At 44.7% G+C, this 26,018-nt stretch carries 21 protein-coding genes and 4 tRNA genes; 15 read left to right on the forward strand and 10 right to left on the reverse strand.

The features are described from left to right. Positions 1–6 precede the first annotated feature (6 nt). Positions 7–675: an acireductone synthase gene (mtnC, locus tag AC2CZC_RS06940; RefSeq protein WP_484584298.1), complete on the reverse strand. Its 669-nt coding sequence runs from the start codon at positions 673–675 to the stop codon at positions 7–9. After that, positions 672–1,289, reverse strand: a complete 618-nt coding sequence (locus AC2CZC_RS06945) for a methylthioribulose 1-phosphate dehydratase (RefSeq protein WP_484584299.1) — start codon at positions 1,287–1,289, stop codon at positions 672–674. Before AC2CZC_RS06945 ends, mtnC begins: the two co-directional genes overlap by 4 nt. Positions 1,290–1,385: 96 nt before the next feature. Between AC2CZC_RS06945 and AC2CZC_RS06950 the strand changes: the two genes are divergently transcribed. Both AC2CZC_RS06950 and AC2CZC_RS06955 read left to right on the forward strand, forming a co-directional pair. Continuing rightward, on the forward strand, positions 1,386–2,525 hold the full coding sequence (locus AC2CZC_RS06950; protein WP_484584300.1) for a methionine aminotransferase: 1,140 nt from the start codon (positions 1,386–1,388) through the stop codon (positions 2,523–2,525). Continuing rightward, complete coding sequence (locus AC2CZC_RS06955) at positions 2,513–3,283, forward strand: nitrilase-related carbon-nitrogen hydrolase (RefSeq protein WP_484584301.1); 771 nt, start codon at positions 2,513–2,515, stop codon at positions 3,281–3,283. Before AC2CZC_RS06950 ends, AC2CZC_RS06955 begins: the two co-directional genes overlap by 13 nt. Positions 3,284–3,312: 29 nt before the next feature. Here the strand turns inward: AC2CZC_RS06955 and AC2CZC_RS06960 are convergent, their stop codons facing one another. The 5 genes from AC2CZC_RS06960 to AC2CZC_RS06980 all read right to left on the reverse strand — a co-directional run bounded on the left by AC2CZC_RS06960 (position 3,313) and on the right by AC2CZC_RS06980 (position 14,149). Continuing rightward, the gene (locus AC2CZC_RS06960; RefSeq protein WP_484584302.1) at positions 3,313–6,621 is read right to left on the reverse strand and encodes a methyl-accepting chemotaxis protein; all 3,309 of its coding nucleotides are present in this window, start codon (positions 6,619–6,621) and stop codon (positions 3,313–3,315) included. A 352-nt stretch (positions 6,622–6,973) separates the two neighbouring features. Next, a complete protein-coding gene (locus AC2CZC_RS06965; RefSeq protein ID WP_484584303.1) occupies positions 6,974–10,294 on the reverse strand; it encodes an amidohydrolase family protein in 3,321 nt (1,106 codons plus the stop codon). 260 nt (positions 10,295–10,554) lie between these two features. Further along, positions 10,555–12,714, reverse strand: coding sequence for an ATP-binding protein (locus AC2CZC_RS06970; RefSeq protein WP_237138623.1), 2,160 nt, complete (start codon positions 12,712–12,714; stop codon positions 10,555–10,557). A gap of 179 nt (positions 12,715–12,893) precedes the next feature. Further along, positions 12,894–13,550 carry a helix-turn-helix transcriptional regulator gene (locus tag AC2CZC_RS06975; RefSeq protein ID WP_023400213.1) on the reverse strand — a complete coding sequence of 219 codons (657 nt, stop codon included), beginning with the start codon at positions 13,548–13,550 and terminating at the stop codon, positions 12,894–12,896. 227 nt (positions 13,551–13,777) lie between these two features. Further along, entirely contained in the window at positions 13,778–14,149 is a 372-nt protein-coding gene (locus tag AC2CZC_RS06980; protein ID WP_046354251.1) for a histidine triad nucleotide-binding protein, read from the reverse strand. 155 nt (positions 14,150–14,304) lie between these two features. Here AC2CZC_RS06980 and AC2CZC_RS06985 point away from each other — a divergent pair, with 155 nt between their 5' ends. After that, positions 14,305–14,904: a DUF2057 domain-containing protein gene (locus AC2CZC_RS06985; protein ID WP_484584304.1), complete on the forward strand. Its 600-nt coding sequence runs from the start codon at positions 14,305–14,307 to the stop codon at positions 14,902–14,904. A 56-nt stretch (positions 14,905–14,960) separates the two neighbouring features. Here AC2CZC_RS06985 and AC2CZC_RS06990 read toward each other — a convergent pair whose 3' ends face one another. After that, a complete protein-coding gene (locus AC2CZC_RS06990) occupies positions 14,961–16,805 on the reverse strand; it encodes a M1 family metallopeptidase (protein WP_484584305.1) in 1,845 nt (614 codons plus the stop codon). A 129-nt stretch (positions 16,806–16,934) separates the two neighbouring features. Here AC2CZC_RS06990 and murB point away from each other — a divergent pair, with 129 nt between their 5' ends. From murB to tuf, 8 genes are all read left to right on the forward strand, one after another. Further along, entirely contained in the window at positions 16,935–17,945 is a 1,011-nt protein-coding gene (murB, locus tag AC2CZC_RS06995; RefSeq protein ID WP_484584306.1) for a UDP-N-acetylmuramate dehydrogenase, read from the forward strand. Beyond that, on the forward strand, positions 17,938–18,933 hold the full coding sequence (gene birA / locus AC2CZC_RS07000; protein ID WP_484584307.1) for a bifunctional biotin--[acetyl-CoA-carboxylase] ligase/biotin operon repressor BirA: 996 nt from the start codon (positions 17,938–17,940) through the stop codon (positions 18,931–18,933). Before murB ends, birA begins: the two co-directional genes overlap by 8 nt. Continuing rightward, positions 18,933–19,631, forward strand: a complete 699-nt coding sequence (locus AC2CZC_RS07005; protein WP_484584308.1) for a type III pantothenate kinase — start codon at positions 18,933–18,935, stop codon at positions 19,629–19,631. The genes birA and AC2CZC_RS07005 overlap by 1 nt, the downstream gene beginning before the upstream one ends. Positions 19,632–19,748: 117 nt before the next feature. After that, a tRNA-Thr gene (locus AC2CZC_RS07010) sits at positions 19,749–19,824 on the forward strand. A gap of 43 nt (positions 19,825–19,867) precedes the next feature. Then, positions 19,868–19,952: transfer RNA gene (locus AC2CZC_RS07015), tRNA-Tyr, on the forward strand. 45 nt (positions 19,953–19,997) lie between these two features. Continuing rightward, positions 19,998–20,072: transfer RNA gene (locus tag AC2CZC_RS07020), tRNA-Gly, on the forward strand. Between the two features lie 12 nt (positions 20,073–20,084). After that, positions 20,085–20,160 (forward strand) — tRNA-Thr (locus AC2CZC_RS07025). Between the two features lie 139 nt (positions 20,161–20,299). Continuing rightward, positions 20,300–21,484: an elongation factor Tu gene (gene tuf, locus AC2CZC_RS07030; protein ID WP_063359275.1), complete on the forward strand. Its 1,185-nt coding sequence runs from the start codon at positions 20,300–20,302 to the stop codon at positions 21,482–21,484. A 139-nt stretch (positions 21,485–21,623) separates the two neighbouring features. Here tuf and AC2CZC_RS07035 read toward each other — a convergent pair whose 3' ends face one another. Next, positions 21,624–21,902, reverse strand: a complete 279-nt coding sequence (locus tag AC2CZC_RS07035) for a hypothetical protein (protein ID WP_484584309.1) — start codon at positions 21,900–21,902, stop codon at positions 21,624–21,626. A gap of 18 nt (positions 21,903–21,920) precedes the next feature. Then, positions 21,921–22,196, reverse strand: coding sequence for a hypothetical protein (locus tag AC2CZC_RS07040; protein ID WP_484584310.1), 276 nt, complete (start codon positions 22,194–22,196; stop codon positions 21,921–21,923). 509 nt (positions 22,197–22,705) lie between these two features. Between AC2CZC_RS07040 and AC2CZC_RS07045 the strand changes: the two genes are divergently transcribed. From AC2CZC_RS07045 to AC2CZC_RS07060, 4 genes are all read left to right on the forward strand, one after another. Then, positions 22,706–23,341: a beta-ketoacyl synthase chain length factor gene (locus tag AC2CZC_RS07045; RefSeq protein WP_484584856.1), complete on the forward strand. Its 636-nt coding sequence runs from the start codon at positions 22,706–22,708 to the stop codon at positions 23,339–23,341. A gap of 218 nt (positions 23,342–23,559) precedes the next feature. Continuing rightward, a complete protein-coding gene (locus AC2CZC_RS07050; RefSeq protein WP_237139103.1) occupies positions 23,560–23,826 on the forward strand; it encodes a phosphopantetheine-binding protein in 267 nt (88 codons plus the stop codon). Between the two features lie 390 nt (positions 23,827–24,216). Further along, positions 24,217–25,572 carry an AMP-binding protein gene (locus tag AC2CZC_RS07055; protein WP_484584311.1) on the forward strand — a complete coding sequence of 452 codons (1,356 nt, stop codon included), beginning with the start codon at positions 24,217–24,219 and terminating at the stop codon, positions 25,570–25,572. Continuing rightward, positions 25,565–25,912 carry an ApeI family dehydratase gene (locus AC2CZC_RS07060; RefSeq protein ID WP_484584312.1) on the forward strand — a complete coding sequence of 116 codons (348 nt, stop codon included), beginning with the start codon at positions 25,565–25,567 and terminating at the stop codon, positions 25,910–25,912. Before AC2CZC_RS07055 ends, AC2CZC_RS07060 begins: the two co-directional genes overlap by 8 nt. Positions 25,913–26,018 lie beyond the last annotated feature (106 nt).

The raw sequence follows: 26,018 nt of genomic DNA on the forward strand, positions 1-26,018 counted from the left end.
CTCGTTTTAAATATGCTCAAAACTGGTAATAAAAGCATGGTGAGTGCTTTTGGGTTGATCATCGCGCCACAGCTGTAAAGTCTGTAGGCCGGCTGCTTTGGCCGCATCAAGTTCTGCGACGACATCACTTAAAAATAGGACGTCAGCTGCTTCAAAAGGCAGGCTTTGCACTATGTTGCGATAAGACTCAGATTGCTGCTTTGCACCCACTCGGGTATCAAAATAGTCGCTAAATAAGGCACGTATATCGCCAAAATCTGAATGAGCAAAAAGCAGTTGCTGGGCTTTCACTGAACCGGAAGAATATACATACAGTGCTGTGCCTGCTTGATGCTGTGCAGTCAAATAGGCATGGGCATCTGGGTAGATATGGCCTGTGAAGTCGCCTTGTTGATAGCCATTTTGCCAGATCAAACCTTGTAACTGTTTAAGTGGCGTGATTTTTTTATCGGCTTCAATCCAGCCAAGTAAGGTGTCGATTACGGTATCTAAACTTGCTTCTGGCTGAGCGATTTCTGCTCTGACGGCATCAAGTTGAATTTGCACCTGAGGGTCATCTTGTGACGCTTTAACAAAATCAGCTAAGTGCTTTGCGGCATAGGGGAAAAGAATGTCTTTGACGAATGAAATACGGGCAATCGTGCCTTCAATATCAGTGAGAATGGCTTTTATCACTTTACTGCTCCTTCTAATTTTATTCGCTCTAATTCACAGGCGAACAAGAACTCAAGCCCCTCGATATGACGGCGAGTTTCAAAAATGCTGTTGCCCAATGCATATAAACCATGACCACGGATCAAGACCCCATGTGTGACAGGGTATGTTTCATGGTACTTGGCAACCCGTGCCGCCAATGCGGGAATATCCTGATCGTTATCAAAGATGGCAATGGATAGCGTATCTAGGTGACTTTTAATCCCAGACAGTGATTTTTGCATCTCATAGCCTGTCACTGAAAACTGGTTACTGCGTATAAAGCGTGACAGGACAGTCGCCGCCACTGAGTGCGTGTGTAAGATGCATCCTGCTTGCGGTTGTAACTGATATAACTTGAGGTGCAAGGCAGTTTCAGCTGAGGGTTTACCGTCACCTGAGACGATTTGGCCATGCTGGTCTAATTCTAAAAACTGCTCTGGCGTGAGGTGGCCTTTATCAAAGCCGCTGGCGGTGACGACAAAGCCATCATCGGTTTTCATAGAAAAGTTGCCGCCAGTCGCGGGCACCCAGCCTTGTTGGCTAACCCAACGGCCAGCATCTATGAGCGCTTGTTTTGCTGCCTTTGTTTGCATATTCGATCATCCTAAGAGGTTTGGACGGCTATACTTCTATCTTTGGCAATGATAGCATCGCTTTATCGCCTACGCCATAACCAAAAGAGTTACAAAATGGAAAGTAAATTACCAGACGTCGGTACCAGTATTTTCTCTACCATGACAGGGCTTGCTAATGAGCATGGTGCTCTGAACCTCTCTCAAGGTTTTCCTGAGTTTGATACCCCAAGCCAGCTCAAACATGCGCTGTCAGCACATACGTTAGCGGGATATAACCAATATGCCCCCTCTCCTGGGTTGCCAGTATTACAGCAGGAGATTGCGGCACTTATTGCGCGTCGATATCAGCAAGGCATTGATGCGGCAGCACAAGTGACGGTCACTGCAGGTGCGACAGAGGCATTGTTTGTGGCGATTCAGGCGCTAGTACGTAAAGGTGACGAAGTGATTGTATTTGACCCAGCGTATGATTCATATCGCCCTGCGGTTGAATTGGCCGGTGGTCGCACGGTACATATTCCTTTGTGTGCACCAGATTATGCCATTGACTGGACACAAGTCAGTGCTGCTGTGACGCAAAAAACGCGTGCGATCATTATTAATAGCCCCCACAACCCGAGTGCAAAAACACTGAAACAAGCGGATCTCGATGCATTGAAAGTGCTGCTCAATAAGCATGATATTTATTTGATCAGTGATGAAGTGTATGAGCATATTACCTTTGATGGTGCCCCACATTTGAGTGTCTTACGTGACTCTGAACTTGCAGAACGGGCCTTTGTGGTATCCAGTTTTGGTAAAACATTTCACTGTACTGGTTGGAAGATGGGTTACTGTATTGCACCTGCAAATTTGACGGTTGAGTTTAGAAAAATCCATCAGTTTGTGAACTTCTCAAGCTTTACGCCTGCACAATTGGCTTTGGCTGATATGCTGCGAGATACACCTGAACATGTGGATGAATTAGGGCTGTTTTATCAACAAAAACGTGATGTACTGGTTGAGGCATTGGCGACAAGCCGTTTTAAGATCCTGCCAAGTGAAGGCACGTATTTCTTGTTACTTGATTACAGTGATATATCAGACGTAGATGATGTGACTTTTTGCCAGCAATTGGTTGAGCAAATTGGTGTGGCGGCGATCCCGTTAAGTGTATTTTATGACAAGCCTAATGGCGATAGAATTATTCGCCTGTGCTTTGCCAAAGAAACCGAGACCTTAATCGCTGCAGCGGAGAAATTATGTCAACTTTAACCGTAAATATAGTGCAATATGATATTGCTTGGTTAGCGCCAGAGCAGAATTTCGCAACGATTGAAAAGCTGGTTGCGGATGTGCCTCCTGGTGATTTGCTATTGCTACCTGAAACCTTTGCCACTGGATTTGCGTTGCAACAGGCAACGGATGAACAAGCAGCGAAGGCGAGGGCATTCATACAACAGCTGGCTAAACGTTTACAGTGCGTTGTCGCGGGGTCTGTGTTGGTGCCTCATAAAGGCAAAAAAGCCAATCGCTTTTACTGGACTTGGCCAGATGGTACTGAGCGCAGTTACGATAAGCGCCACCTGTTTTGCTTGGGCAATGAAGGGGACCACGTAGTGCAAGGTAACGAGCGAAAAATTTTTGAAATAAACGGCTTTAAGCTCTTACCTCAAGTGTGCTATGACTTGCGTTTTCCGGTCTTCCAGCGCAGTAAAAATGACTATGATGTAATGGTGAATGTCGCAAACTGGCCATCGGCAAGACGCCATGCTTGGGATACATTATTATGTGCTCGAGCGATTGAAAATCAGTGCTTTGTTTTAGCTGCTAATCGCATTGGCGAAGATGGCAAAGGCGTCGCTCATAACGGCGGAACGGTGGCACTAGATTATGTAGGCCAGCCTATGGCACACGTCGCTGATGATGAAGCGGGTGTTGTGACGGTGACGCTCGATAAAGCCAAATTAGCTGAGTTTAAACGCCAATTTCCAGCACACTTAGACGCGGATGTATTTGATCTCCCCTTATAAATAGGAGCAGCCTACGCTGCTCCTTATCACTAGACGTTATATTGATGCACCAATAGGGCTTGCTGAGGAGTGGCGACTTCAGTAGATTGCCCATGATCATCGTCCGGCAGTGTAAAGTACCCCAGTAAGTTTTTCATTTCCATTGCTTGGGCTGCCATGCGTTTTGCAGCCGCCATGGTTTCTTCGGTGATGGCTGAGTTTTCTTGAATGAGATCTGTGAGCCTTTGCACGACCACATCAACCTCTGCAATGGCTTGCTTTTGCGTCAAGGTAGAACGATTGATACTCACAATGTTTTGATTTACATCAGCAACGGCTTGCACAATATGCTCGAGTTTTTCACCTGAACTATTGGCGAGCGTGGTGCCTTGCTGCACTTTATCGTTACTGTTGGCAATGATCTCTTTGATTTGCTTTGCCGATGACGCACTGCGCCCAGCCAGTTCGCGTACTTCATTGGCGACGACCGCAAAGCCTCGTCCATGCTCTCCTGCACGGGCAGCTTCTACGGCAGCATTCAAAGCCAATAAATTGGTTTGAAACGCCAGCTCATCGATCACAGAGACAATTTCATTGATGTCTTTGCTGGCTGCATTGACTTCACCTATGGCGTGCACGGTGTCTTGTGATAGCGTACCACCTTCTTTGGCGATACATTCTGCATTGTGTGATTTCTCTACGGCGGTTTCTGATTGCAAAGCGACTTGAGTTAGTTCTTCCAGAATGTGCCCAGTACTCGCGTTAGCTTCTTCCAGATTCGCAGCTTGTTCTTCAGTACGTCGGCTGATCTCCGCATTGCTTGCGGCTATTTCTTCGGTGCTGTGAGCAACCAAGCTTGCTGCGCTTTGAATGCTTTCAATGACATGTGTGAGCTTGTGTGTAGTGGTATGCACGTCTTGCTGCAAGGTGGCAAATACGCCTTGATAATGCCCTTGGACTGAGGTGCATAAATCCCCTCTTGCGATAGCGCTGAGGCTGTCTGTCACCGCGTGAATGGCGGTAGAGATAGTATCTATGGAGCTGTTAACATCCTCTTTTAGTTGTAGTAACTGGCCTTGCAATGAGGACTCGATTTTATGGGAAAAATCGCCTTCACTCATCGCCGCCATGACACTGGCAAGCTCTTCGACAACTTGGCTTAAATTGTTGACGGTATGATTAATGTCGTTTTGCAATGTTGCAAGCTGCCCTTTTAAAGGCGTTTGTATCGTGCGGTCAAAGCGGCCATGGCTGATGGCCATCATAACAGATGAAATTTCACTGATGGCTTGGTCTAAGCTTGCAATTGACAGGTTTACATTGGCTTTTAATTGCCCCAATTGGCCATGGGCTGATGCTTCTATCGGGTGTCTGAAGTCGCCTTCACTGACCGCGGCCATGGTATTGCCAATGTCTTTGAGGATCGCTTCAAGATTATCCATACTTAAGTTGGTGTCATGTTTCAATTGCGCGAGCTGACCGGACAGTGGGTGGGTGATCCGTTTCGAAAAATCGCCATTACTGATGGCGCTCATGGTTAAGCTGAGTTCATCAATGGCGCCACTCAATGCCTGTATAGAGTTGTTCACACTGTCTTTTAAGCGGGCTAAACTGCCGCGCGCTTCGACAGTGACTTGCTGCTTAAATCCTCCTTTTTCAACACAACTCATGACATTGACAATATCGTTCATGGTGTCGTCAATAGAGATTACAGAACGATTTATATTGGTTTTTAACATATCTAAGTCGCCACTGAGCGGAGCCGTGATCTGTTGATTAAACCGCCCTTTGGCCATGGCTTGCATGACCAAGTTGATCTCTGTTAATGCAGTTTGCAAACTGGATGAGCACTCATTGGTGGCTTCTTTTAACTCTTTGAGCTCGCCATTGCATGGCACGCTTATCCGATCATTGAATTTGCCTTTGGCCATTTGATTGAGGACACGGTTCGCTTCTGAAATGGAAAGCTGCAAGGCGTCGAGTAGGGAGTTAAAGGCCTGTGCGCTTTGACCAATCTCATCTCGGGAGCTGACGTCAGCACGCAGCGAAAAATCCCCTCGCGTTTGCACTTCACGCATGGTGTTGACTAAATTGTGTACGGGGCGAGCAAGACTTCTGGCAAACCATAGTGCAGTTAACAAAATTACGCCAATACTCACCAGCATGACAATTGCCATGGTTTGGCGCAGCGCGCCGACAGGAGCAAATGCCTCTGCTTCGTCAATTTCTGCTAACAAGGCCCATCTCACATCAAAGACTTGTAAGTCGCTGTATGCGGAGAGTACAGGGTTACCATTGTAGTCGGTGACAACTTTTTGTCCTTGCTGCCCTTGCATCGCTAATTGATAGGACTCTGTTGCGATGGTGCCTTTATCTGGGTTTGCAAAGGAAGCCACGACGGAGTGGTTAATGGGATCTAAGTAAGAGTCAGAGCGCATTAACCCATCGGGGCCAACAAGGTAGGTTTCACCACTTTCTCCCAGTCCATGGCGCTCACTCATGATGTCGTTCAGTGCGTCAATGGAAAGTTGAAAAATTAAGGTGGCTTGAGAAATACCATCAAAATCCAGTGGCATAGCTACAAAGCTGGCGGGCGCATTAAATGAGGGCAAGTATGGCTCATAGTCTGCAAATAGCATTTGGTCTTGTTCGATTAGGGCGCGATTAAATACGTCGGCGATACTGCTATTGGCATACGGGCCCGTACTCAAAGAAGTCGCGAAGTCGACTTCTTTAAATACTGAGTACACAATATTACCGCTGTAATTATCGACGATAAAAATATCATAAAGCTGGTAAACGTCAGTGATCTCGCGGAAAAATTCATGGTGGCGCTGGTGTGCAAGATCATAAGCATCTAAATGTCCTGTGGCGTTCAGTGCATCTTTCTCACCGATTGGGTGGGGATTATCTGCTAAATAGCGTGCCTGCAATGCCATGCCCTGACCAGAGAGTGAGTCTAATAATGAATTGAGCGCGACCTTACTATTTGTTTGCTGTTCAAAGCGAGGTAAAAAGGCGTCTTGATAAAACTGTTGTAGGTTACTAGGAATGGTTTGCGCCGCTTGTGTTTCGTCAAAGCCATCGAGTAAGTCTTGTGTTGCTTGTATCAGGTAGGGGTTGATGGCTAAGGCGTGAAGCTTGTCTTCAACTGTTTTAAAATGCCTTTCTATGGCGCGTTTTTTCACTTTACCCACGGCACCCAGTTGGGCATAAACCTGTTCACTGATGGCATTGGAAGCTTGAATAAGAGAAAAAGTAATGATGACAGTGGCGGGGATGAGGGCGACAAGTAAAAAAGCGGCCATGAGCTTTTTGGCGAGATCGAGTGATTTTAAAAATTGGTGTATGCGAGACATAAAATTGCCCTCCGATCCTTGTATTTCTGACATCGGTTTGATGCCTGTTTGCTACATTGCACTGTCAAAAGATTATTGGCCAAGCAGGTATAACCCTATAAAAATTGTGGTCAATAATTGTACAGATTTAAGCTTAGTGTAGAACAGTTCTCAGTAAGATCTAGGCGCTAGGTGTTTCTTTAACTTGCACAAAAAAAGAAATACAAGACAGCATCGCTTGATGGTGCTGCGATTGCGCTATTGCATGAATAAGAAAGATGAAATAAAAAGACAGTGTGAATTTTTGATGATGCTGATAAAGACAAAAAAGAAGCAGCATGCGCTGCTTCTTAAATCTTACGATAAGTGGTTATCAATGTTTCCAGTGATACTTATGCGCTTTTTCTTCCATATACGCTTCAGTATCAGGGTGCATTGGCGTTTTGTTACCATTCTCAAAGAAGAACGGCTGACGGTTACGCTGGTAATTACCGACTTCATTCATGGTGGCAGCATCATAGACGCGTCCATTTAAAATGGTGTAAGTCACTTTTTCAGACTCACGGATATCGTTCAGTACATCACCATCGATAATAACCAGATCCGCAAGCTTGCCTTTTTCAATAGTACCAATATCGTGATCCATTGCTAGGTATCTTGCGCCATCAATCGTACCACTGCGCAGAGCTTCCCAAGGCGTAAATCCACCTTGTGCCATTGACCATAATTCCCAATGTGCGCCCAATCCTTCACGTTGACCATGCGCACCGATATGTACGGTTACGCCTTTATCACGCAGTTGTTTCGCTGATTTTGCAGCATTGATATGGTTGTAGTGGTGCTCAGGCGCTTTTTCACGACGGATAGACATTGGTTTAACAACATACTCAGGCACAAAGCTCATCAGGCGCTCATTTTCCCACACATTGGTTGTGTTGTAGAAGTAGTCTTCACCTTTAATACCGCCATATGCCACGTTGAAAGTCGGTGTAAATCCTGCTTCAGTTTGGCTCCACATTTGTGTGACATCTGAGTAGATATTTGGAATTGGTAAGGCGTGTTCAAGGCCTGTGTGACCATCGATGATCATGTTCATGTTTTGCTGGAACTTTGAGCCACCTTCAGGCACGACCATGATTTCCATTTGCTTCGCGGCTTCTAGCACTTGCTGGCGAGTATCGCGGCGAGGGTGGTTATAACTTTTCACCGTGATTGCACCAGCGTCTTTTAAACGCTTAACGTGGAACTGGGCATCTTCTAAGTTGTTGATTGGGGTTTTGTAACCTGGCGCTTCACCTGCATATAAGATACGACCCACAGAATAAATACGTGGTGCGACTGTCAAACCTGCACGTTGTAGCTCTGCCATCGAGAATACCTCGTTAGAGTTATTTGATGGATCGTGAATGGTTGTGACACCAAAGCTGACGTTGGAGAACTGGTTCCAGTTTTGCTCAGGTTGCAAGTTATGGCTGCCGTAGCTGCCGTGTGCATGGGCATCGACTAAACCTGGGATCACGGTTTTGCCTTTGATATCCATTACTTTCGCTGCACTTGGGATAGTCATATCGCTGCGAGCGCCGACGGCGACAATGCGGTTATCTTCAATCAGTACTACACCGTCTTCGATGATTTCCTGCTGATTCTCTGCATCGCGCATTGTCACAACTTTACCACCAACCAGTGCTAGCAATCCTTTTGGCTTGTCTGAAGGTTGCTCGAAGCTCAGATCAATGCCTTCAGCTGTCAGTTCATCAAGGTTGTCAGATGCATTGTCAACAAATGAGAAAGTATCTGTGAGTTTGCGCTGATATAGGTTTGGACCAAATGCCCAAGTTAATGCGCTACTGTCTGCTTTCCAGTTTAAGAAGTCGCCAGAGTATTTAGACACTTGTTTCACTGGGAAGGCTTTACCCCCTTTATTGATTGACAGTGTTTTACCTGTACTAGTAAATGGGGCGACAAAGGTGTTGAAGTGCTCGATAAATGCAACATAGTTGCCATCTGGTGAGACTTTATAATCAAAGATGAATTCGCCTTTGAAGTGACTGCGCTCTTCATGACCGTTTAAATCAACACTCTTTAGCTCTCTGCTGGTGCTACTGCTAGCAACTGAGAAGTAAATACGCTCAGGATTCGCGCCAAAGTGTGGGTTGTCACCGCTTTTCACGATGCGTTTTGCTTCACCGCCTTTGGCGTCCACGATGTAAATACCTGGGTGCATTGACCAGTCGCCGCTGAGTAGGTAACCACCCGTGACTTTTTTGAACAGGACTTTTTTACCGTCTGGCGAGAAGCTAGGTGAAGTGTAGTGACCTGGATCTTGCGTGATGACGCGACCTTTTCCGCCTTTTGCAGAAACGATACGAATACTGCCTAGCTCTTGGTCATCGTATGTGGTGTATACAATGTATTTGCCATCACGAGAGTAGCTAGGGTAAAACTCAAAGTGATCGTTTTGTTTCGTTACTCGACGAACTTTACCTGATTCAATGTCTTTGATGTATAAATGGCCTAACGCTTGGAATAGCGCTGTTTCACCATCTGGTGAAATTTGTGACCAACGTGCTAGTTTGACTTTAAAGTTATCAGGGGCAACATCTACAGCAAATTTTAGGGCCGGTGTGATGTCTTTTTCCGCCACGACGCGTGTTGGAATAACTTGTGCCTGCTTCGTTGCAATGTCCACTTTATGGAAGACACCACCAGACCAAAATACTAAGGCTTTGCCATCAGGTGTGTAAGCAAATGCTGGCGTATTACCTTGCGCGCCATTGGCTTCTTGTAAGTCGCGGTCAAGACCGGTGAAAATTTGCGTTTCAATGCCTGACTTTAAATCTTTGACATATAAAGCGCTGATCATTTTCTCGCCATTGTCTTCACGTTTTACGAACGCAATCGATTTACCGTCTGGACTTGGCGTTGGGCGAATTGCACCACCGGCACCACGGATCACCGTTTCTTCTTCACCTGTCGCTAAATCCCATGAACGGATCTCAAAGACAGATGTCAGCGCATTTTTATTGTATTGCCATTGCACACCCGCTGTGGCATCAACAGAATAGTAAATCTTTTTACCGTCGGTAGAGAAAGCTGGCTCAGCAATGTTTTTCTGTGATTTTGCGCCATGCAGCCTTTCACGCACTAATACGCCTTTACCACCTGAAATGTGGTACATACGAATCGAACCACCTGGAATAGTACGTCCTGTTACCTGACCTTGTTTGACAGCGATATATTGACCATCCGGAGACCAAGCAGGGTTGTGTAAAAGGTTGTGTGACTCATCAGACACCTGACGCATGTTGTCGCCATTAATATCCATTACCCACAGATTCTCAGCACCAGCACGATCAGAAATAAACGCGATATGTTTGCCATCCGGTGAAAACTTCGGCTGGAAGTTCCATGCGCGGTCCGCAGTGACTGCAGTTGCTTTACCGCCAGAGATTGGCATGACATAAATATCACCTAACATGTCGAAGATAACGTGCTTGCCATCTGGGCTTACATCCACATTACTCCAGGTGGTTTCATTGGTGTCTATGGTGATTGTTTGCTTTTCACCAGGAGGTGCAAGCACATCCCATTTTGCTGTAGTGTCTTGTGCACCAGCGGAGGCGAGTGCTGGTGTACTTAAGCCGATCAATGCGGCACCGATAGCAATGGCAATCGGTGATTTAAATAGTGCCATGGTGTATTCCTATTTTTTAAGCCAAGTCTCAGTCTGTCGCTGAGTGTTGGTTTCTTGTCTTGCTGTGAGCTAATTTTTATTTACCCGCGTAGAATGGCGAATTTTTTGACTAAAGTCGACAAGGTGGCGATAAAAGTGCGCTCAAATGCGGCAGTTTTGCAGTGTTTTTATACAAATTTTGGCTGTTTGCATTGAAAAGTATGCTTTGCAGGGGGACACAGCAGGTGCAGCATTGATGATTGAATGCTGCACCGATAGGACTAATTGAGTGTTTGCTGGCGGACAAATTGCAAATAGGCCTCGAGGCTCTTTTGCCACAAGGCCATCGCTTGCGTTAAATCATCATCGCAAGACTTACCATCTAGTAAGCGACGCTCGATTTTCTTCAGTGCTAATCCATAGCGATTAAAGCCAAGTTGCAGTGCAGTGCTTGCTTGGCGGTGTAGTGATTTAATACATTGCTCTTCATCTTCACTGAGAAGCTGCTGAATATGGATTAACTTATTTCGTGCAGATAGAACAAACTCGTTATAAATGGATGAGACTTCATCTTCGCTGAAACCGCTCTTCAGGGAGTTAACCGCAGTGTCGTCGTATAGCGTGTCACTGAGCTCAACGCGCATATCTGGCTTTTGTGCTTTTTGTGAATCACTGATGGCTTGGCGAAGCTTTTCTTGCTTGATGGGTTTGCCCACCACATCTTTGATACCAAGAGAAAGATATTCTTTGATTTCTTCTGGGCTTAAACTGGCGGTAAAGGCCAAAAACGGTGTGCGTTTGTTTTTGTGCTCGATAGTTTGCAAATGCCTCAGCACTTCTTGCCCTGTAAAATCAGGTAAGTTCATGTCTAATAGGACCACATCGAAGACATGTTCTTTGAGGTGTTCAATGGCACTGGAGCCATCGTACGCGAGCTTGATCTTATGCTCGTCCGCAGCCATAAACTCAATGGCAATTTTACGGTTAAGATCTAAGTCTTCCACCAGTAAAACAGACAGCCCTGTTGGGTATTCTGGATTGTGATGGCGCTGTTCGACTAAACTCAATTCGCCCACGGGCAGGCTCACATCAAAGCTAAATGAACTGCCTTTACCCAGCTCACTGATTATTTCAAGCTGACTGCCTAGCTTACTCAGCAAGCGTGCAGTGATGGCAAGGCCAAGGCCTGTTCCGCCTTTGGTTTTGCCCGCATTACTCTGCACATAAGGTTCGGTCAGCTTGTCGATATCTTCCTCTTCGATGCCCGGGCCTGAGTCGACGACGCTGAAGCGCACAATATGAGACATATTGGCTTCTTCGAGTAATTCTACGCGCAGCTTTACCTCGCCTTTGTCGGTGAATTTGATGGCGTTACCCACTAAATTGAGCAAAATCTGCCGTAGCTTTTGTTGGTCGCAGTAGTAGCAAACTTGGTCTGGCAAATCATAGAGCAAGGTAAAAGTGAGTTTCTTTTGCTCGGCCAGTGGGCTCATTAGTAAGCAGAGGTTATCTAACCAACTCTTCAATTCAACATCTTCGGAAGAGAGCACTTCGTCACTTTGATCTAAACTGGCGTAATCGAGTACTTTATCTATCAATAAGTTGAGTGATTCAGCCGAATTGATGATGGCCTCGCAATAGGCTTTGCTATGTTGATCATGGCTGCGGTTAAGAACCAGTTGCGCACTGCCTAGAATACCGTTCAACGGGGTGCGGATCTCGTGGCTGATGGTGGATAAAAATAAGCCGCGAATTTCGAGGTCTTTTTGTGCTTTTTCGGTTAATTTATTGAGGTTAAGTTCCCGTCGTTCGTTGCACAGCAGTGCCATACCGGTTGCATAAAATATGGGGGCGAGTACGCCATTGAAAAATATCGCAATTGAAAACCAGGGGTCGACAAACAGAGACACTTGGTCAATGTCACCCATAAACAGTGAGCGGCCAATAAAGGCGGTGAATATAAAGCTCAAAACAATTAAATAAACGATGCTGCCATTAGGATATTGCTTACGGGCGTAGCGGATAAAGTAATAGCTCAGCAATATGGCTTCGACGATATGCTGCAAGTCAGAGATTAAAATACGCTTTCGTAAATTGTCGTCGACCATGGCGTAATAGATCAGCGCAGACAACAGGGCTAACGTTGCAAATAAATAAGTTCGAAACTCAATACCCCGCTGGCCTAAAAACTGACTAATTGCCCAACAGTGTATGATGGATGCCAAAAATAATAAGGTATTGGCAATCCCAATTGTCTGCCACTGAGACAAAAAGCTGTGCAGTGCAAACATAGAGATTGCGGCAAATAAAATGAGTGGGTAGAAAATGTATAACAGTACACCTGGCGTATTTTTGTTGGCACGCCAAGTTAAATAATTGATCAGCGTCATCATCGCCGTCATGGCTGCACTGGCTACATACAGGGTTTTATGGTCCAACATAGAGCTTTGTTAACAATTAATAGACGTACCTAGGATAGAGCGAAGACTAAGTGCAGTAAAGCAATGAGCCGAGAAAATAATGAGATGGTAAGTGAATTGATTAAATGCTAGGAAGAAAACAAAAAAGCATGCTAAATGCATGCTTTTTTACAGAATTTGCAAGTGTACTCGAGTGAGTATTAGCGTATTTCGTCTGGGATGTTTTGCTGTGCCCAAGACAATAGCTCGATACGGTTACGGCATTTGGTTTTACGAAATGCACTGTACAAGTGTGTTTTAACCGTGTGCGGGCTGATATTTAAATCTTCTGCAATTTCTTTGTTCTTAGCACCTTTACTCATTAGAGAGATAATGGCTTTTTCTCGTTTAGTGAGTTTAACAGGCTCGATGTCACCTTCAGTCAGCTTGTGCAGGGCGTCTTTGTTGAATTGCAGCATACGATTCAACGCATTACACATGATTTCACGACGATACCATAACTGATCTTCCATCAGTAAACGGATCCCCTTCATCAGGACGTCTGCATTGTCTGTGGTGTAAAATACCCCGCGAATACCGCTTAGCAATGCACGATTAGCCAACTCTGGGTTTTCATCTAAGTTGAACAGCACGATGTCGCAACTTACTTTGAGGTTAACTAACTGCTCTTTCAGTTTGCCCCATGCATCATTGACTGCTGTTTCAATAAAAAGCAACCGAGTATCTTCAGGTACTTCGGAAATATCAGTTCCTGTGACGACGTCTAACCCTTGCGTTTTTAACAGGGGTTGTAAAACGTTTATTCCTATCGTGTTGATAGGCTCTTTATCTAGCAATAAAAATGCAGTACTGCTCATTTGAAAAACACTCTCATTCTGTCTGATAACGCAATGCTAACACGTGAATCAGACCTTTTGTATTAGAAATTTCATCAATAAAAAGAACATTACAATATAAAGTTTGGCACAACTGCCTATTTTGTAAACGCACTCATTTTGTGAAAGCTTCAACTTGTTGATTATATTAATGATTAATTTTAGTAGAGTAATAGCTTAGTTAATTACATTTTTTAACAAAGAATAATTTAAGATACTACTTTTTTCCTACTTTGGTACGGAGGCCAGCCCATTTCAAGTCCAGCTAATACATGTAGATGAATGTGGTATACGGTTTGTCCACCATCATTGTTGCAGTTCATTACAACGCGATAACCGTCTTCAGCAAATCCGTGCTCTTTCGCAAGTTTAGACGCTACCAAGTGTAAATGCCCAACTAAGTGTGCATTTTCTTCATTTACGTCGTTAATTGTTGCGATTGGCTGCTTTGGTATCACCAATACATGAAAAGGTGCTTGAGGATTAATATCCTTAAACGCAAGTGCCTTTTCGTCTTCGTACACAATATCTGCAGGTATTTCACGATTAATAATTTTTGTAAAAATCGTTTCTTGGGCCATTACTTTTATCCTTATATACGTTAGTTTAGCTGTTCAGCATAGCGTGGACTCAACAAGATACAAGGGAAATTACAACTGACGCTTGTTCATAATTGTAACTAAATTTGGCACAAATACCTTTCACTACCAAGGTAGCAATCAAATAAAGAGGAAATATGAAGAAAATTAGTATATTTGGAATATTTATAGCACTTTATAGTGGTTTTTCTGTTGCAGGGGAAGTTAATTTCCCAGAAGAATTGCTGCCATTGCAGGTTAATGAGCGTGAAATAGAGCACTCATTTTTTAACAAAGTCCGAACTTTAGACTTGCCGGCAGGTGTTCATCGCATAAAAGTGAAGTATTCAGATTTATTTGAACTCGATTATGATGAGCATGAGGTCGTGGATTCAAAGCCATTTTGGGTGGAAGTAAGCATTACCGATGATGATTATCAGGTACGTTTACAGCCAATCGATACTGTTGAGCAAGCGCGCGCTTTTGCCAAGTCACCAAAAATCTGGCTGCAGCCAGAAAAAGGCGGTAAAGTCGTAGCGAAGCAAGTGAAAGCACAGATTGTCGTAGCACCCGTACCTGTCGTCCGTGAATCAGTGCCTATGCCGGTAAAAACAGCCCCTAAAATACAAGAGAACGTGGAACAAGTTGCGCCCAGTGCAGGCAAGCCCGATGCCGTATCTATGTTGGAATTTTGGTGGCAACAGGCAACGCCTGAGCAACGTGCTGCGTTTTTAACGACCATTGATGCACAGCGCTAACGAACAAGCGTAAAAAAGCATGCGGAGATAAAGCCTAGCCTTATCTCCGCCGGAACTTATTCAAATATAGCGTCGACGGTACCTTGCGCTAATGGGTGGTAGCCTGGACGTGCTTTTTGATAAACACGATATGCCCAATCACGTCTATCTGTGCTTGCCAATGCTTTGTATAAAGGCACGATGAGTTTACGTCGGCCAATGCCACTCAGGTGCGCATCCAGTGCAGGGTAAATAGCCTGATAGCCATTGCCAACTGCCAACATGTACCATGCGAATGCTAATTCAGCATTCGTTGAATTGGTCAGATTAAATGCGCTGTCTAGCGCTGCCATCCTGTCTAGAGCGAGATCTCTTGGCAGGTTATTTAAAAAGTGTAGCCACTCATGCACTGTCCAGTTGCTGGTAGGCAATGTATTTAGAGACTTGCTACCACTGAGCCAAGCTTGCATATGGTTATCAACTTGATTGAAAGCATCAGAGGTTGGATTAGGCGCATCGGCTGGTAAGCCTGGTTGGTATATCCATTCTTTGGCTTTTTCTAATGAAACGATACCCGGATGCTTTTGCAATAAGTGCTTATCAAGGTACTTAACAAACTCTGCAGTGGTAAGCGACTTAAATGCATAGGCATCGAAATACCCTTTGACGAATACATCAAATTTTTCACGACCAAATTTTTCTTCTAAATAAATAAGGAATAATTGGCCTTTGATATACGGTACTTTACTGAAGGCATCATCTGGATCGCGACCATTGAGCTTTAAGTTTAACCGTGTATCCGGTGCAGGAATGTTTTTGAGCTGTGCGCGCAGGCCAGCAGCATCTAGTGCTTGCTCCATCACAGCGCGGTCACGACCAAACACCTCTTCCATGATGCGGTTTTCAACATAGGACGTAAAACCTTCATTGAGCCATAGATCTTCCCAAGTCGCGTTTGTCACTAGGTTCCCGGACCAAGAGTGCGCCAGTTCATGAGCAATCAAGTTAACCAGGCTTTTATCACCAGCAACGACAGTCGGCGTAATAAATGACAAGCGTGGGTTTTCCATCCCACCAAATGGAAAGCTCGGTGGCAACATAAGCAAGTCGTAGCGGCCCCATGCGTATTCACCGTACATGGCATTGGTTTTGTCTATCATGGCTTGTGTGTCATTAAATTCCGCCACAGAAGCATCGAGAATTTGCGGCTCCGCAAATATCGCCGTTTGATGAGACATTTCTTTATATTCAAGGTTACCAGCACCGATGGCGATTAAATATGGTGGGATAGCTTGTGGCATATCGAACCAGTAGTCGCCATCTTTCACAAATGCTTCGGAGTTGTCTGCACTCATGACTGCGCGAACATCTTTGGGTGTTTGAATACGCGCTGTATAGGTGGTGCGCATCGCGGGCGTATCCTGTACAGGGATCCAGCTTCTGGCATGGATGGCTTGAGATTGACTGTACATGAAAGGGTGAGTTTTACTTGCAGTTTGCACTGGCGTTAACCACTGTAAGCCAGACGCTTGTGGCAAGCTGTTATAGTAAATGCGTGCTTTGCTCGCTTGATGTTTGAATTGGATAGTGAGCTTAGCGCCTTTCACCCCACTGCGCGGTGCGAGCGTGAATTGTGCGGGTAGCCATTTCCCCTGCGGTGATTGATAGAGGATTTTATCTATTTCAAGATCGCGTGTATCCAGTACCAGTATACGTGCATGGCTGTTTTGCCATGCTAGGGTGTGCTCAACAAACCCTTCGAGCTGTTTGTCTTCAAAGTCGATATCAAGGTCTAGGTGCAAGTGTGTGCTTACTACATCGTTTAGATTCGAAAAAGTATGCTCATCGACGGCATCTGCCGCCAAAACAGTATGAGAGAGGCCTGCCAATGTGAGGCCGAATGTTAAGGCTGAGAGTTTCATTTTTATCCTTGCTCATGATTGAGTGTCCGCATTGTTATACCACTTCACAACGTAAATGGCACTTGGATGCGTTAGCGGCATCAATCAGGTAAACTAGGAGGAATAGTTGGTAGTTTATAGGTGCTTTCTGTGCACGCTTTGCAGTCCTTACATACGTTTGCTTTGCCTTCTCATTGCCAAAAATTGGTGGTGGTTGAGGCGCCAGAGCAGTTAAAAGAAATAGATTTTGAACCTCCTTTTTTTATTTTGGGAGAGGGGAGTAACTGCGTCTTCTTAGAAGATTTCCAAGGCAGCATACTGCAGATAGCAAATCGTGGTATCGAGATCACCGAAACCGAGCTGCATTATCATGTGCATGTCGCTGCAGGTGAAAACTGGCATCAATTGGTGATCAAATTACTGAATATGGGCATAGGCGGACTTGAAAATCTGGCATTAATACCCGGTACCGTCGGTGCAGCACCGGTGCAAAATATCGGCGCTTATGGTGTGGAGCTGGCAGATGTTTTTGACTCACTAACAGGCTTTGATATTGTAAAACGAGAGTTTGTACAGCTTAACAAAGCTCAGTGCCAGTTTGGTTATCGTGACTCGGTCTTTAAAGGGCCATTGCAAGGCCAATTTGTGATCACAGAAGTCACGCTAAAACTCCCTAAGCAGTGGCAACCGATATTGGCATATGGACCATTGAAAGCGTTGCAAGGACAGGCTGTTAGTCCACAATTAGTGGCTGATCGAGTGATACAAATAAGACGCAGTAAATTGCCTGATCCAACAGTGTGCGCCAATGCGGGTAGCTTTTTTAAAAACCCTGTTGTTGAAGCGCAAATAGTTGATACATTGAAAGAACAATACCCTGATATGCCAATATACCCGGTCACAAAGGGCAAAGTGAAACTGGCCGCTGGGTGGCTCATTGAGCAAGCCGGTTTAAAAGATCATCGTATTGGGGGTATCCGCGTGTATGACAAGCAAGCACTGGTACTGGTTAATGATCAACAGGGTAATGGCACTGAATTACTTGCTATGATTGCGCATATTCAACAGTCGGTATGGGATAAGTTTTCGGTTGCGTTAATGCCTGAAGTGCGTCTGATCGCAGCGCAAGGAGAACATTCAGCTGGGGGCATGCATGGTTAAAGCACCTGTTGGAAATAAATTAGCAATATTAAGTGCGCTGAGCCGAGATCATTTTATTTCTGGTCAGGCATTGGGAGAGCAGTTGGGGATAAGCCGTGCTGCTGTTTCAAAGCATATAAAATCATTGCAAGATATGGGCATTGATATCTTTAAAGTCACTGGCAAAGGGTATCGCTTAAATCATAGCTTACCATTACTAGACCAAAGTAAAATCATACCGGTTTGGCAGGCGCTGACCGACAAACCTTGTCACATAGAAGTGCAGCCTATCATTGACTCGACCAACAGTGAGCTGATGCGTCGCATTCAGTCTAAAGACGCGGCGTTAACATCAGGGCAGGTGCTGGTGGCAGAAATGCAACAAGCTGGTCGAGGTCGACGCGGCAGGCAATGGCAATCTCCGTTTGGTGCCAATTTATATTACAGTTATTACTGGCATTTTGAGGACGGTATGCAGGCGGCTATGGGTGTGTCTGTGGCAGTCGGATTGGCAGTGCATGATACTCTCAGCGCCTTGTATGATTTGGATGTTCAGCTTAAATGGCCAAATGATATTTATATTAATGAGCATAAGTTGGCAGGTGTGTTAGTAGAGCTAGATGGGCAAATGGAAGGGCCATGTCATCTGGTAATTGGTATTGGTTTAAACGTGGCCATGCCAACCAGTGCTGCTCAGCATATTGACCAAGCTTGGACTGATTTAAGTCAGCATGTATCCGAGATAGATAAAAATCAGCTGGCCGTAGTGTTGACCCTATGTTTGCAAAAGCGCCTACATATGTATCAAAAAAATGGTTTAAGTGACATGGTCGCACAGTGGAATGCGTTGAATGCGTTTCGTGACCAAGTAGTCAGTTTGAGCACAGGACAAAGGCAGTGGCGGGGGATCTGTGAGGGCATTGATCATCAAGGCGGTTTAATTTTGCGCCAAGATGGTGAGCGTAAAACTTATTATGGCGGTGAAATTTCACTGCGTAAGGAGCCGTGATGCGTTTGCTCGTTGATGTCGGTAATACTGCCGTGAAAGTTGCCACTGAGTTGCAAGGTGAGATTGTGCTTATTAATGAAGCGCAAGTGCCTTGGCACAAAATCGAAGAAGTCTTGATAGCGCAAGTTGGCAGTAACGAGGACTTAACACCGATATTGCAACAAGCCCAGTCTCATCAAGTGCCTTATCTATTTGCTTCAGTCTCACCCACTTTAGGCGCACTAAAATGTGCGTATGCAGAGTTTCAAAACTTAGGCATAGATCGCTGGCTTACCGTGGTTGCCTGCTTTCATTTGTTCCCCAACCAAGCTTGTGTGATTGTTGACTCAGGAACAGCGACTAAAGTCGATGTATTGGATGCAACGGGTCAGCACCAAGGGGGATGGATTTTGCCTGGATTAGATATGATGATCGACAGCTTGGTGGCCAATACACAAAAAGTATTCAGTGATACGCATACATTGTTCGATACAAAGCTGGGGACCAATACGCCCAATGCGGTAAAAAATGCAGCGCTGAGCGCGACTGTTGCACTGGCCGAGCGTGCGGTGACGCAAATGGGTGGAAAAGTACAGCTCATTTATGCGGGTGGATATGGTGAGATTATTCAGCAACACCTTGATCCTAAAGGTATCTATTTTGACGATTTGGTCATGCAAGGGTTGATTCATTGGCGTAATTATCAACAAAACGATTAAATAGTAGAGTTTTTGTTGTAAATATGAGCATTTAAACAAGAAATTGCGATTTTTTTTGATTTAACTGTTGCATAGTGTCAGCGGTTGCTCTAATATCTCGCCCCGTACTAAAGCAGTGCCGACTTAGCTCAGTTGGTAGAGCAACTGACTTGTAATCAGTAGGTCATCCGTTCGACTCGGATAGTCGGCACCATTTTTCAAGATTTAGAACACGCTTTAGAAAAGAATTTTTATGTGGAGGGGTTCCCGAGCGGCCAAAGGGATCAGACTGTAAATCTGACGGCTCAGCCTTCGCTGGTTCGAATCCAGCTCCCTCCACCACTTTATTCTTGACGGTTCTGAGGTAGTTAAGAACAGGTTCCTAAAGCGGGCATCGTATAATGGCTATTACCTCAGCCTTCCAAGCTGATGATGCGGGTTCGATTCCCGCTGCCCGCTCCAGATTTCTGGTGTGCTGATATAGCTCAGTTGGTAGAGCGCACCCTTGGTAAGGGTGAGGTCGGCAGTTCAAATCTGCCTATCAGCACCAGTCTCCGGATCTTCCCAAATACTTCCTTTGATTTGTCACAAAAACATTTATAATTGTAAAGAATAATCATAGTCCCCGCGCGCGCGCGTGGATTATTTTTATATGTAATCTAGATACACAAAAACTTATAGGTTCCGTCATGGCAAAAGAAAAGTTTGAACGTTCGAAACCGCACGTTAACGTTGGTACAATCGGCCACGTTGACCACGGTAAAACTACTTTAACAGCAGCAATCACTAACGTACTTGCAAAAGTATACGGTGGTGAAGCACGTGACTTCGCTCAAATCGATAACGCTCCAGAAGAGCGTGAGCGTGGTATCACAATCGCAACTTCACACGTAGAGTACGATACTCCAACTCGTCACTACGCACACGTTGACTGTCCTGGACACGCTGACTACGTTAAAAACATGATCACTGGTGCTGCTCAGATGGACGGCGCGATCCTAGTAGTTGCTGCAACTGACGGTCCTATGCCTCAGACTCGTGAGCACATCCTACTTTCACGTCAGGTTGGTGTACCTTACATCATCGTATTCATGAACAAATGTGACATGGTTGATGACGAAGAGCTAATCGAACTAGTAGAGATGGAAGTTCGTGAACTTCTTTCTGAGTACGATTTCCCAGGTGATGACCTACCACTAATCCAAGGTTCAGCGCTTAAAGCACTAGAAGGTGAGAAAGAGTGGGAAGACAAGATCGTTGAGCTTGCAGAAGCACTAGATTCTTACATCCCAGAGCCAGAGCGTGACATCGATAAGCCATTCATCATGCCTATCGAAGACGTATTCTCAATCCAGGGTCGTGGTACAGTTGTAACTGGCCGTGTTGAAGCTGGTATCATCAACGTGAACGACGAAGTTGAAATCGTAGGTATCAAAGAAACTACGAAGACAACTTGTACGGGTGTTGAAATGTTCCGTAAGCTTCTAGACGAAGGTCGTGCTGGTGAGAACATCGGTGCACTTCTACGTGGTACTAAGCGTGACGAAGTTGAGCGTGGTCAAGTACTATCAGCTCCTGGTTCAATCCAGCCGCACACTAAGTTCACTTCAGAAGTATACGTACTTTCTAAAGATGAAGGTGGTCGTCACACTCCTTTCTTCAAAGGTTACCGTCCACAGTTCTACTTCCGTACAACTGACGTAACTGGTGACATCCAGCTACCAGACGGCGTAGAAATGGTAATGCCTGGTGACAACATCAAGATGACTGTAGAGCTAATCTGCCCAATCGCGATGGACGAAGGTCTACGTTTCGCTATCCGTGAAGGTGGCCGTACAGTTGGTGCTGGTGTTGTAGCATCAATCATCGAGTAATAGTTACACGTTAACTAATTCGATATACGAATAGTAAAAAGCCGCTCATTGAGCGGCTTTTTTTATGTTTTTTTGCCATAAATAGAGTTAGCACTTTTTAAACTTAGTTGGTGCTTGTCTCATCGTTTGTCAAAATGGCTCACTTCACCTTGCGTAAAAAGAGCGAATTCACTTCGTTCACTGTCGCTAACCTTTTACACTCCTCTTGCGCGAAAAGAGTGCCAGCGCTTCGCGCTGTGTCACAAACCTTTCGCACGATATTCACCTTGCGCAAATTGAACGTACTCGCTTCGCTCGTTATCGTTACATTTTGCACGTTAATCACCTTGCGCAGATTGAACGTACTCGCTTCGCTCGTTGTCGTTGCATTTTGCACGTTATTCACCTTGCGTAAAAAGAGCGTGTTGACTTCGTTCACTGTCGCTAACCTTTTACACTATGTCATCCTGAACTCGTTTTCAGGATCCATGTCTTCTGTTTTGAGTTGGTTGCTGTGCTTGGAAAGGGCTATTGGTTTTGTTCGGTTAAAACGGCTCATTTCACCTTGCGCGAAAAGAGTGTCAGCGATTCGCGCTGTGTCACAAACCTTTCGCACGATATTCACCATGCGTAAAAAGAGCGGGCTCACTTCGTTCACTGTCGCTAACCTTTTGCACCTTTCTTGCGTGAAAGAAATGTACTTACTGTGTTCGTTGTCATCAACCTTTGGCACTACGTCATCCTGAACTCGTTTCAGGATCCATGTTTTCTGTCTTGAGTTGGCTGCTGTGCTTGGAAAGGGCTATTGGTTTTGTTCGGTTAAAATGGCTTATTTCACCTTGCGCGAAAAGAGTGCCAGCGCTTCGCGCTGTGTCACAAACCTTTCGCACGATATTCACCTTGCGTAAAAAGAGCGGGCTCACTTCGTTCACTGTCGCTAACCTTTTACACTTTATTTTATGACAAAAAAAAGACCGTTAAATCGATAAAATATATGTTTATTTTCATTTTTTTGGATTAATAAATTCCTTTTTTGGTGCGTTTTTTAACCTTTTTATCTAATTACCCATAGCGAGCACAGATCGATTGAGGTAACATAAATTGGTTAAGGATACCTCGTTTAGAAATATTTAAACTTACTGAACATGTATATGGGAAGCGTCATATGAGATTTGAACTCGCAATAGATGACAGTTTTTTTATTAGTTCTACCCAAATAGGGAAAATTGAATTAAAAGATCGATCAGCAAATTAAAGCCAATGCAAAAAAGGCGTCTAAGCAACTTTTCAAAGCTTGCGATAGGTGCTTTATTGAACCTAGATGAGCAGCTGTTAGAAGATGAAGATTGGGAGTTAGTGTTTGCCAGCCGCCATGGTGATTTTCATAAAACCAGCGAATTACTTACCAGCTTAGCGCTAAATGAAAGTGTTTCTCCTTCAGGATTTAGTTTATCCGTTCATAATGCCGTAGCAGGCATGTACTCAATATTTATGCAAAAGAAAGTGCCCATCACCGCTATTGCTGCGGGCAAAGATGGCTTATTTGCAGCGTTAACAGACGCGTATATACGCTTGGAAAGTAAGCAAATAAGCAAGATTGTGGTGGTATTAGTCGACCAAAGTTTGCCAGAGCAGTTTGCACAATACAGTGATGAGCAGCAGAAAGATTATGCACTCGCGATGGTTGTGTCCAAAGTAGATGAGCGTCAAGGCTCGCGACCTCATGCTCTCCGTTTTGTTCGCGATCAACATGTCCCTCATGCTGATGATACCGCTGAGCCGCCTGTGTGTGAGTTTGCAAAGTGGTTAGATGCAAATCAAGCGCAGCTAAACTTATCGGGTAGTAAGCAAAGTTGGGCTATTGAGCGACTAAATTAGCGCAGATACAGGCATAAGCTAATAGATTTATGCCCATTTCAAATTTAATAAAATTAAAGTGTTTTAACAAAAAAACAGTGATAGTATCCCAATTGGGAACCTTTGATTAACCTTTTGTTAAAGTTTGGTCGGGCTTCTATTCACTACATATGGTCAAACTCTCTAGAGCATTAGGTTATGCATGATTTGCCGAGAGTCGAAAAAAGGAGTTGAACAAAATGGCACACGCTGAACTGAATTTAGCAGTTAAAAAATTGATTATTGAAAGCCTCGATCTTGAGGATATTTCACCAGAGGAGATCATTGATGATGAGCCTCTATTCATTGATGGACTTGGCTTGGACAGTATTGATGCACTTGAGCTGGGATTAGCAATTAAAAAGCAATATGGCGTAAAAATTGACGCAAACAGCGAAGGCACGAAGCAGCATTTTGCTTCTGTTGCGAGTCTATGCGCTTTTATTGCCAGCCATGAGCCTGCATAAACTTGTATTTCCCAACGGTCAATCTTCATCAAGGTTGGCTGTGAAAGCGCTTTAAATGAAAGACGAGCCTACTCGCTTAACACAAATGCGTTGATTGTCTGTGAAAAGCGTCAAGTACCTTGTTAGGGATTTAAAAAGGAAATTATGCCAGATATTGAGCTGTAACTGCGCTGAATTTGGGTGGTGAGGATGTGTATCCTGTCTGATTATTGGCTGTAAAGCGGGAGCTAGTTCTCAACGCTGATGGCTTTTAGTTTATGCATTGTTCTTTGTTGGTATGAAAAACACTTTCAACCGCAAAGTTTGTGCGAGCTATAACAAATGACACCAGGCATTGGTAGAACTGGCCATTTAAAATGGCCGAAAATAAGGACATACACTAAGTAACTTATGCTTGAATCAATCGACTGTTCACCACAGGCTTTTTCGTTTGTGGATCACGAACACAATGAAATGAATGCTGATACTTTCTGGCGTTATTGTGCCGAGTACCAGCAAAAAATAAAGCGTATACAGGCCAATAATACTGAAGCAACGGCGATAAGGGCTGCCTTATTCGATACTGAACCAGGGGCGTTTTGCTACAAGTTATTTGCATTACTCAACCAAGGCGTTGAGGTCGTTTTACCCGCCAATATGCAGCCCGAGACCTTGTCTGAAGCGCAGCAAAATTGCGATTTGGTGTGCGGCAATGCCCCATGGCAAGCTAAGTCACATCATATAGATAAAATGACTGTGCGTGGCGAGAATGAGTTTGCCCAACAGGCAATTTGGCCTAGTACTGGACAGCTCGTATTTTCAACCTCAGGCTCGACGGGCAAAAGTAAATTGATCATTAAGTCTTGGGTAGCTTTGCTCAGGGAGCTTAATCAGTTAGTGGGTCAGTTTCCTCACCAAGGTGCGACCACTTTTATTCCAACAGTGCCCCATTATCATATTTATGGTTTGCTATTTAGAGTGCTTTTACCTATGCAGCTGGGTGCAACGACCTATGCGACAAAGGCATACCCCGAACATTTTTTACCTATTTTAGCTCAGCCACAAACTCGTCGAGTGGTGGTGGTTTCGAGCCCTGCATTTCTTGAGCGATTAAGTGAAGACACGGTGCTTGATGATTACGCAGATAAGCTTTGTTGTTTCGTATCTTCTGGCGGCGTACTGAGCGAGCATGCGGTGAGCAGTCTCTATGGAAACCTTAGCGCCATGTTTTATGAAGTGTATGGCAGTACAGAGTCAGGTGGCATTGCTCAGCGTATTCACGGCCAAGCGTTCCAACCGCTTTGGACGCCGTTTGAGCTTATTAAGGTGCGTGCGCAGGCGAATACGCAGCGTTTGATATTGGACTCTGGCTATTTAGACAACGTTGAAATCAAGATGGATGACAAAGTTGAGATATATCCAAATGGCCAGTTTAAGTTGTTAGGGCGTATTGATAGGACGGTCAAAATCGAAGAAAAGCGGGTCAATTTATCAGATTTGGAGCGCTACCTCTGTGAACATGATGGAGTAGACACGTGTCGGCTACTGATTATTAAGCGTCAAAGGCCACAGTTGGCGGCTGTTGTGGTACTTAATGAGTCAGTTGGCGAAAGGTCAGGGTTTGAGTTAAGCCAACAGTTAAGAAAACACTTAGCAAGTAAGTTTGAGCTGATCTGTGTGCCTAAAAAGTGGCGTTATGTTGAGACTCTGCCAGTCAATGAACAAGGCAAAGTGACCATTGCAAATTTGGAGGGTTTGTTTGAATAACGAGATAAAAATACCCGAGAATCAGGTTGTCACTGAAAACCAGCAAGAGGTGGTGCTACAACTCAGTATTACAGCTGACGTAATGTACTTTCAAGGTCATTTTCCCAATGCCCCCGTTTTGCCTGGTGTTGTGTTGATCGATTGGGCGGTGTACTTCGCACTGCGTTATTTTCCATTTTTCTCAGCTCCTGTGATGGAAGTGCAAGCGCTGAAATTTCAAAAAGTTGTCCACCCAAATAGTCAGGTGATATTAAATCTGAATAAGTCAGGGGGCAACAAGGTGATGTTTAAATATCACTCTCGTGAGGGGCAGCATGGCACTGGCAGGTTGTTGTTTTAATTTATGATTAGTTTGAGGATTCAAAGTGTCTCGTATGGGTGGGCAATTTGAATGACGTAAGGAAACGTTGAATGAGCTTGTTAAAGTTGTGTGCTTGCAAGGTATG

Source organism: Pseudoalteromonas sp. MMG033, from assembly GCF_057197785.1.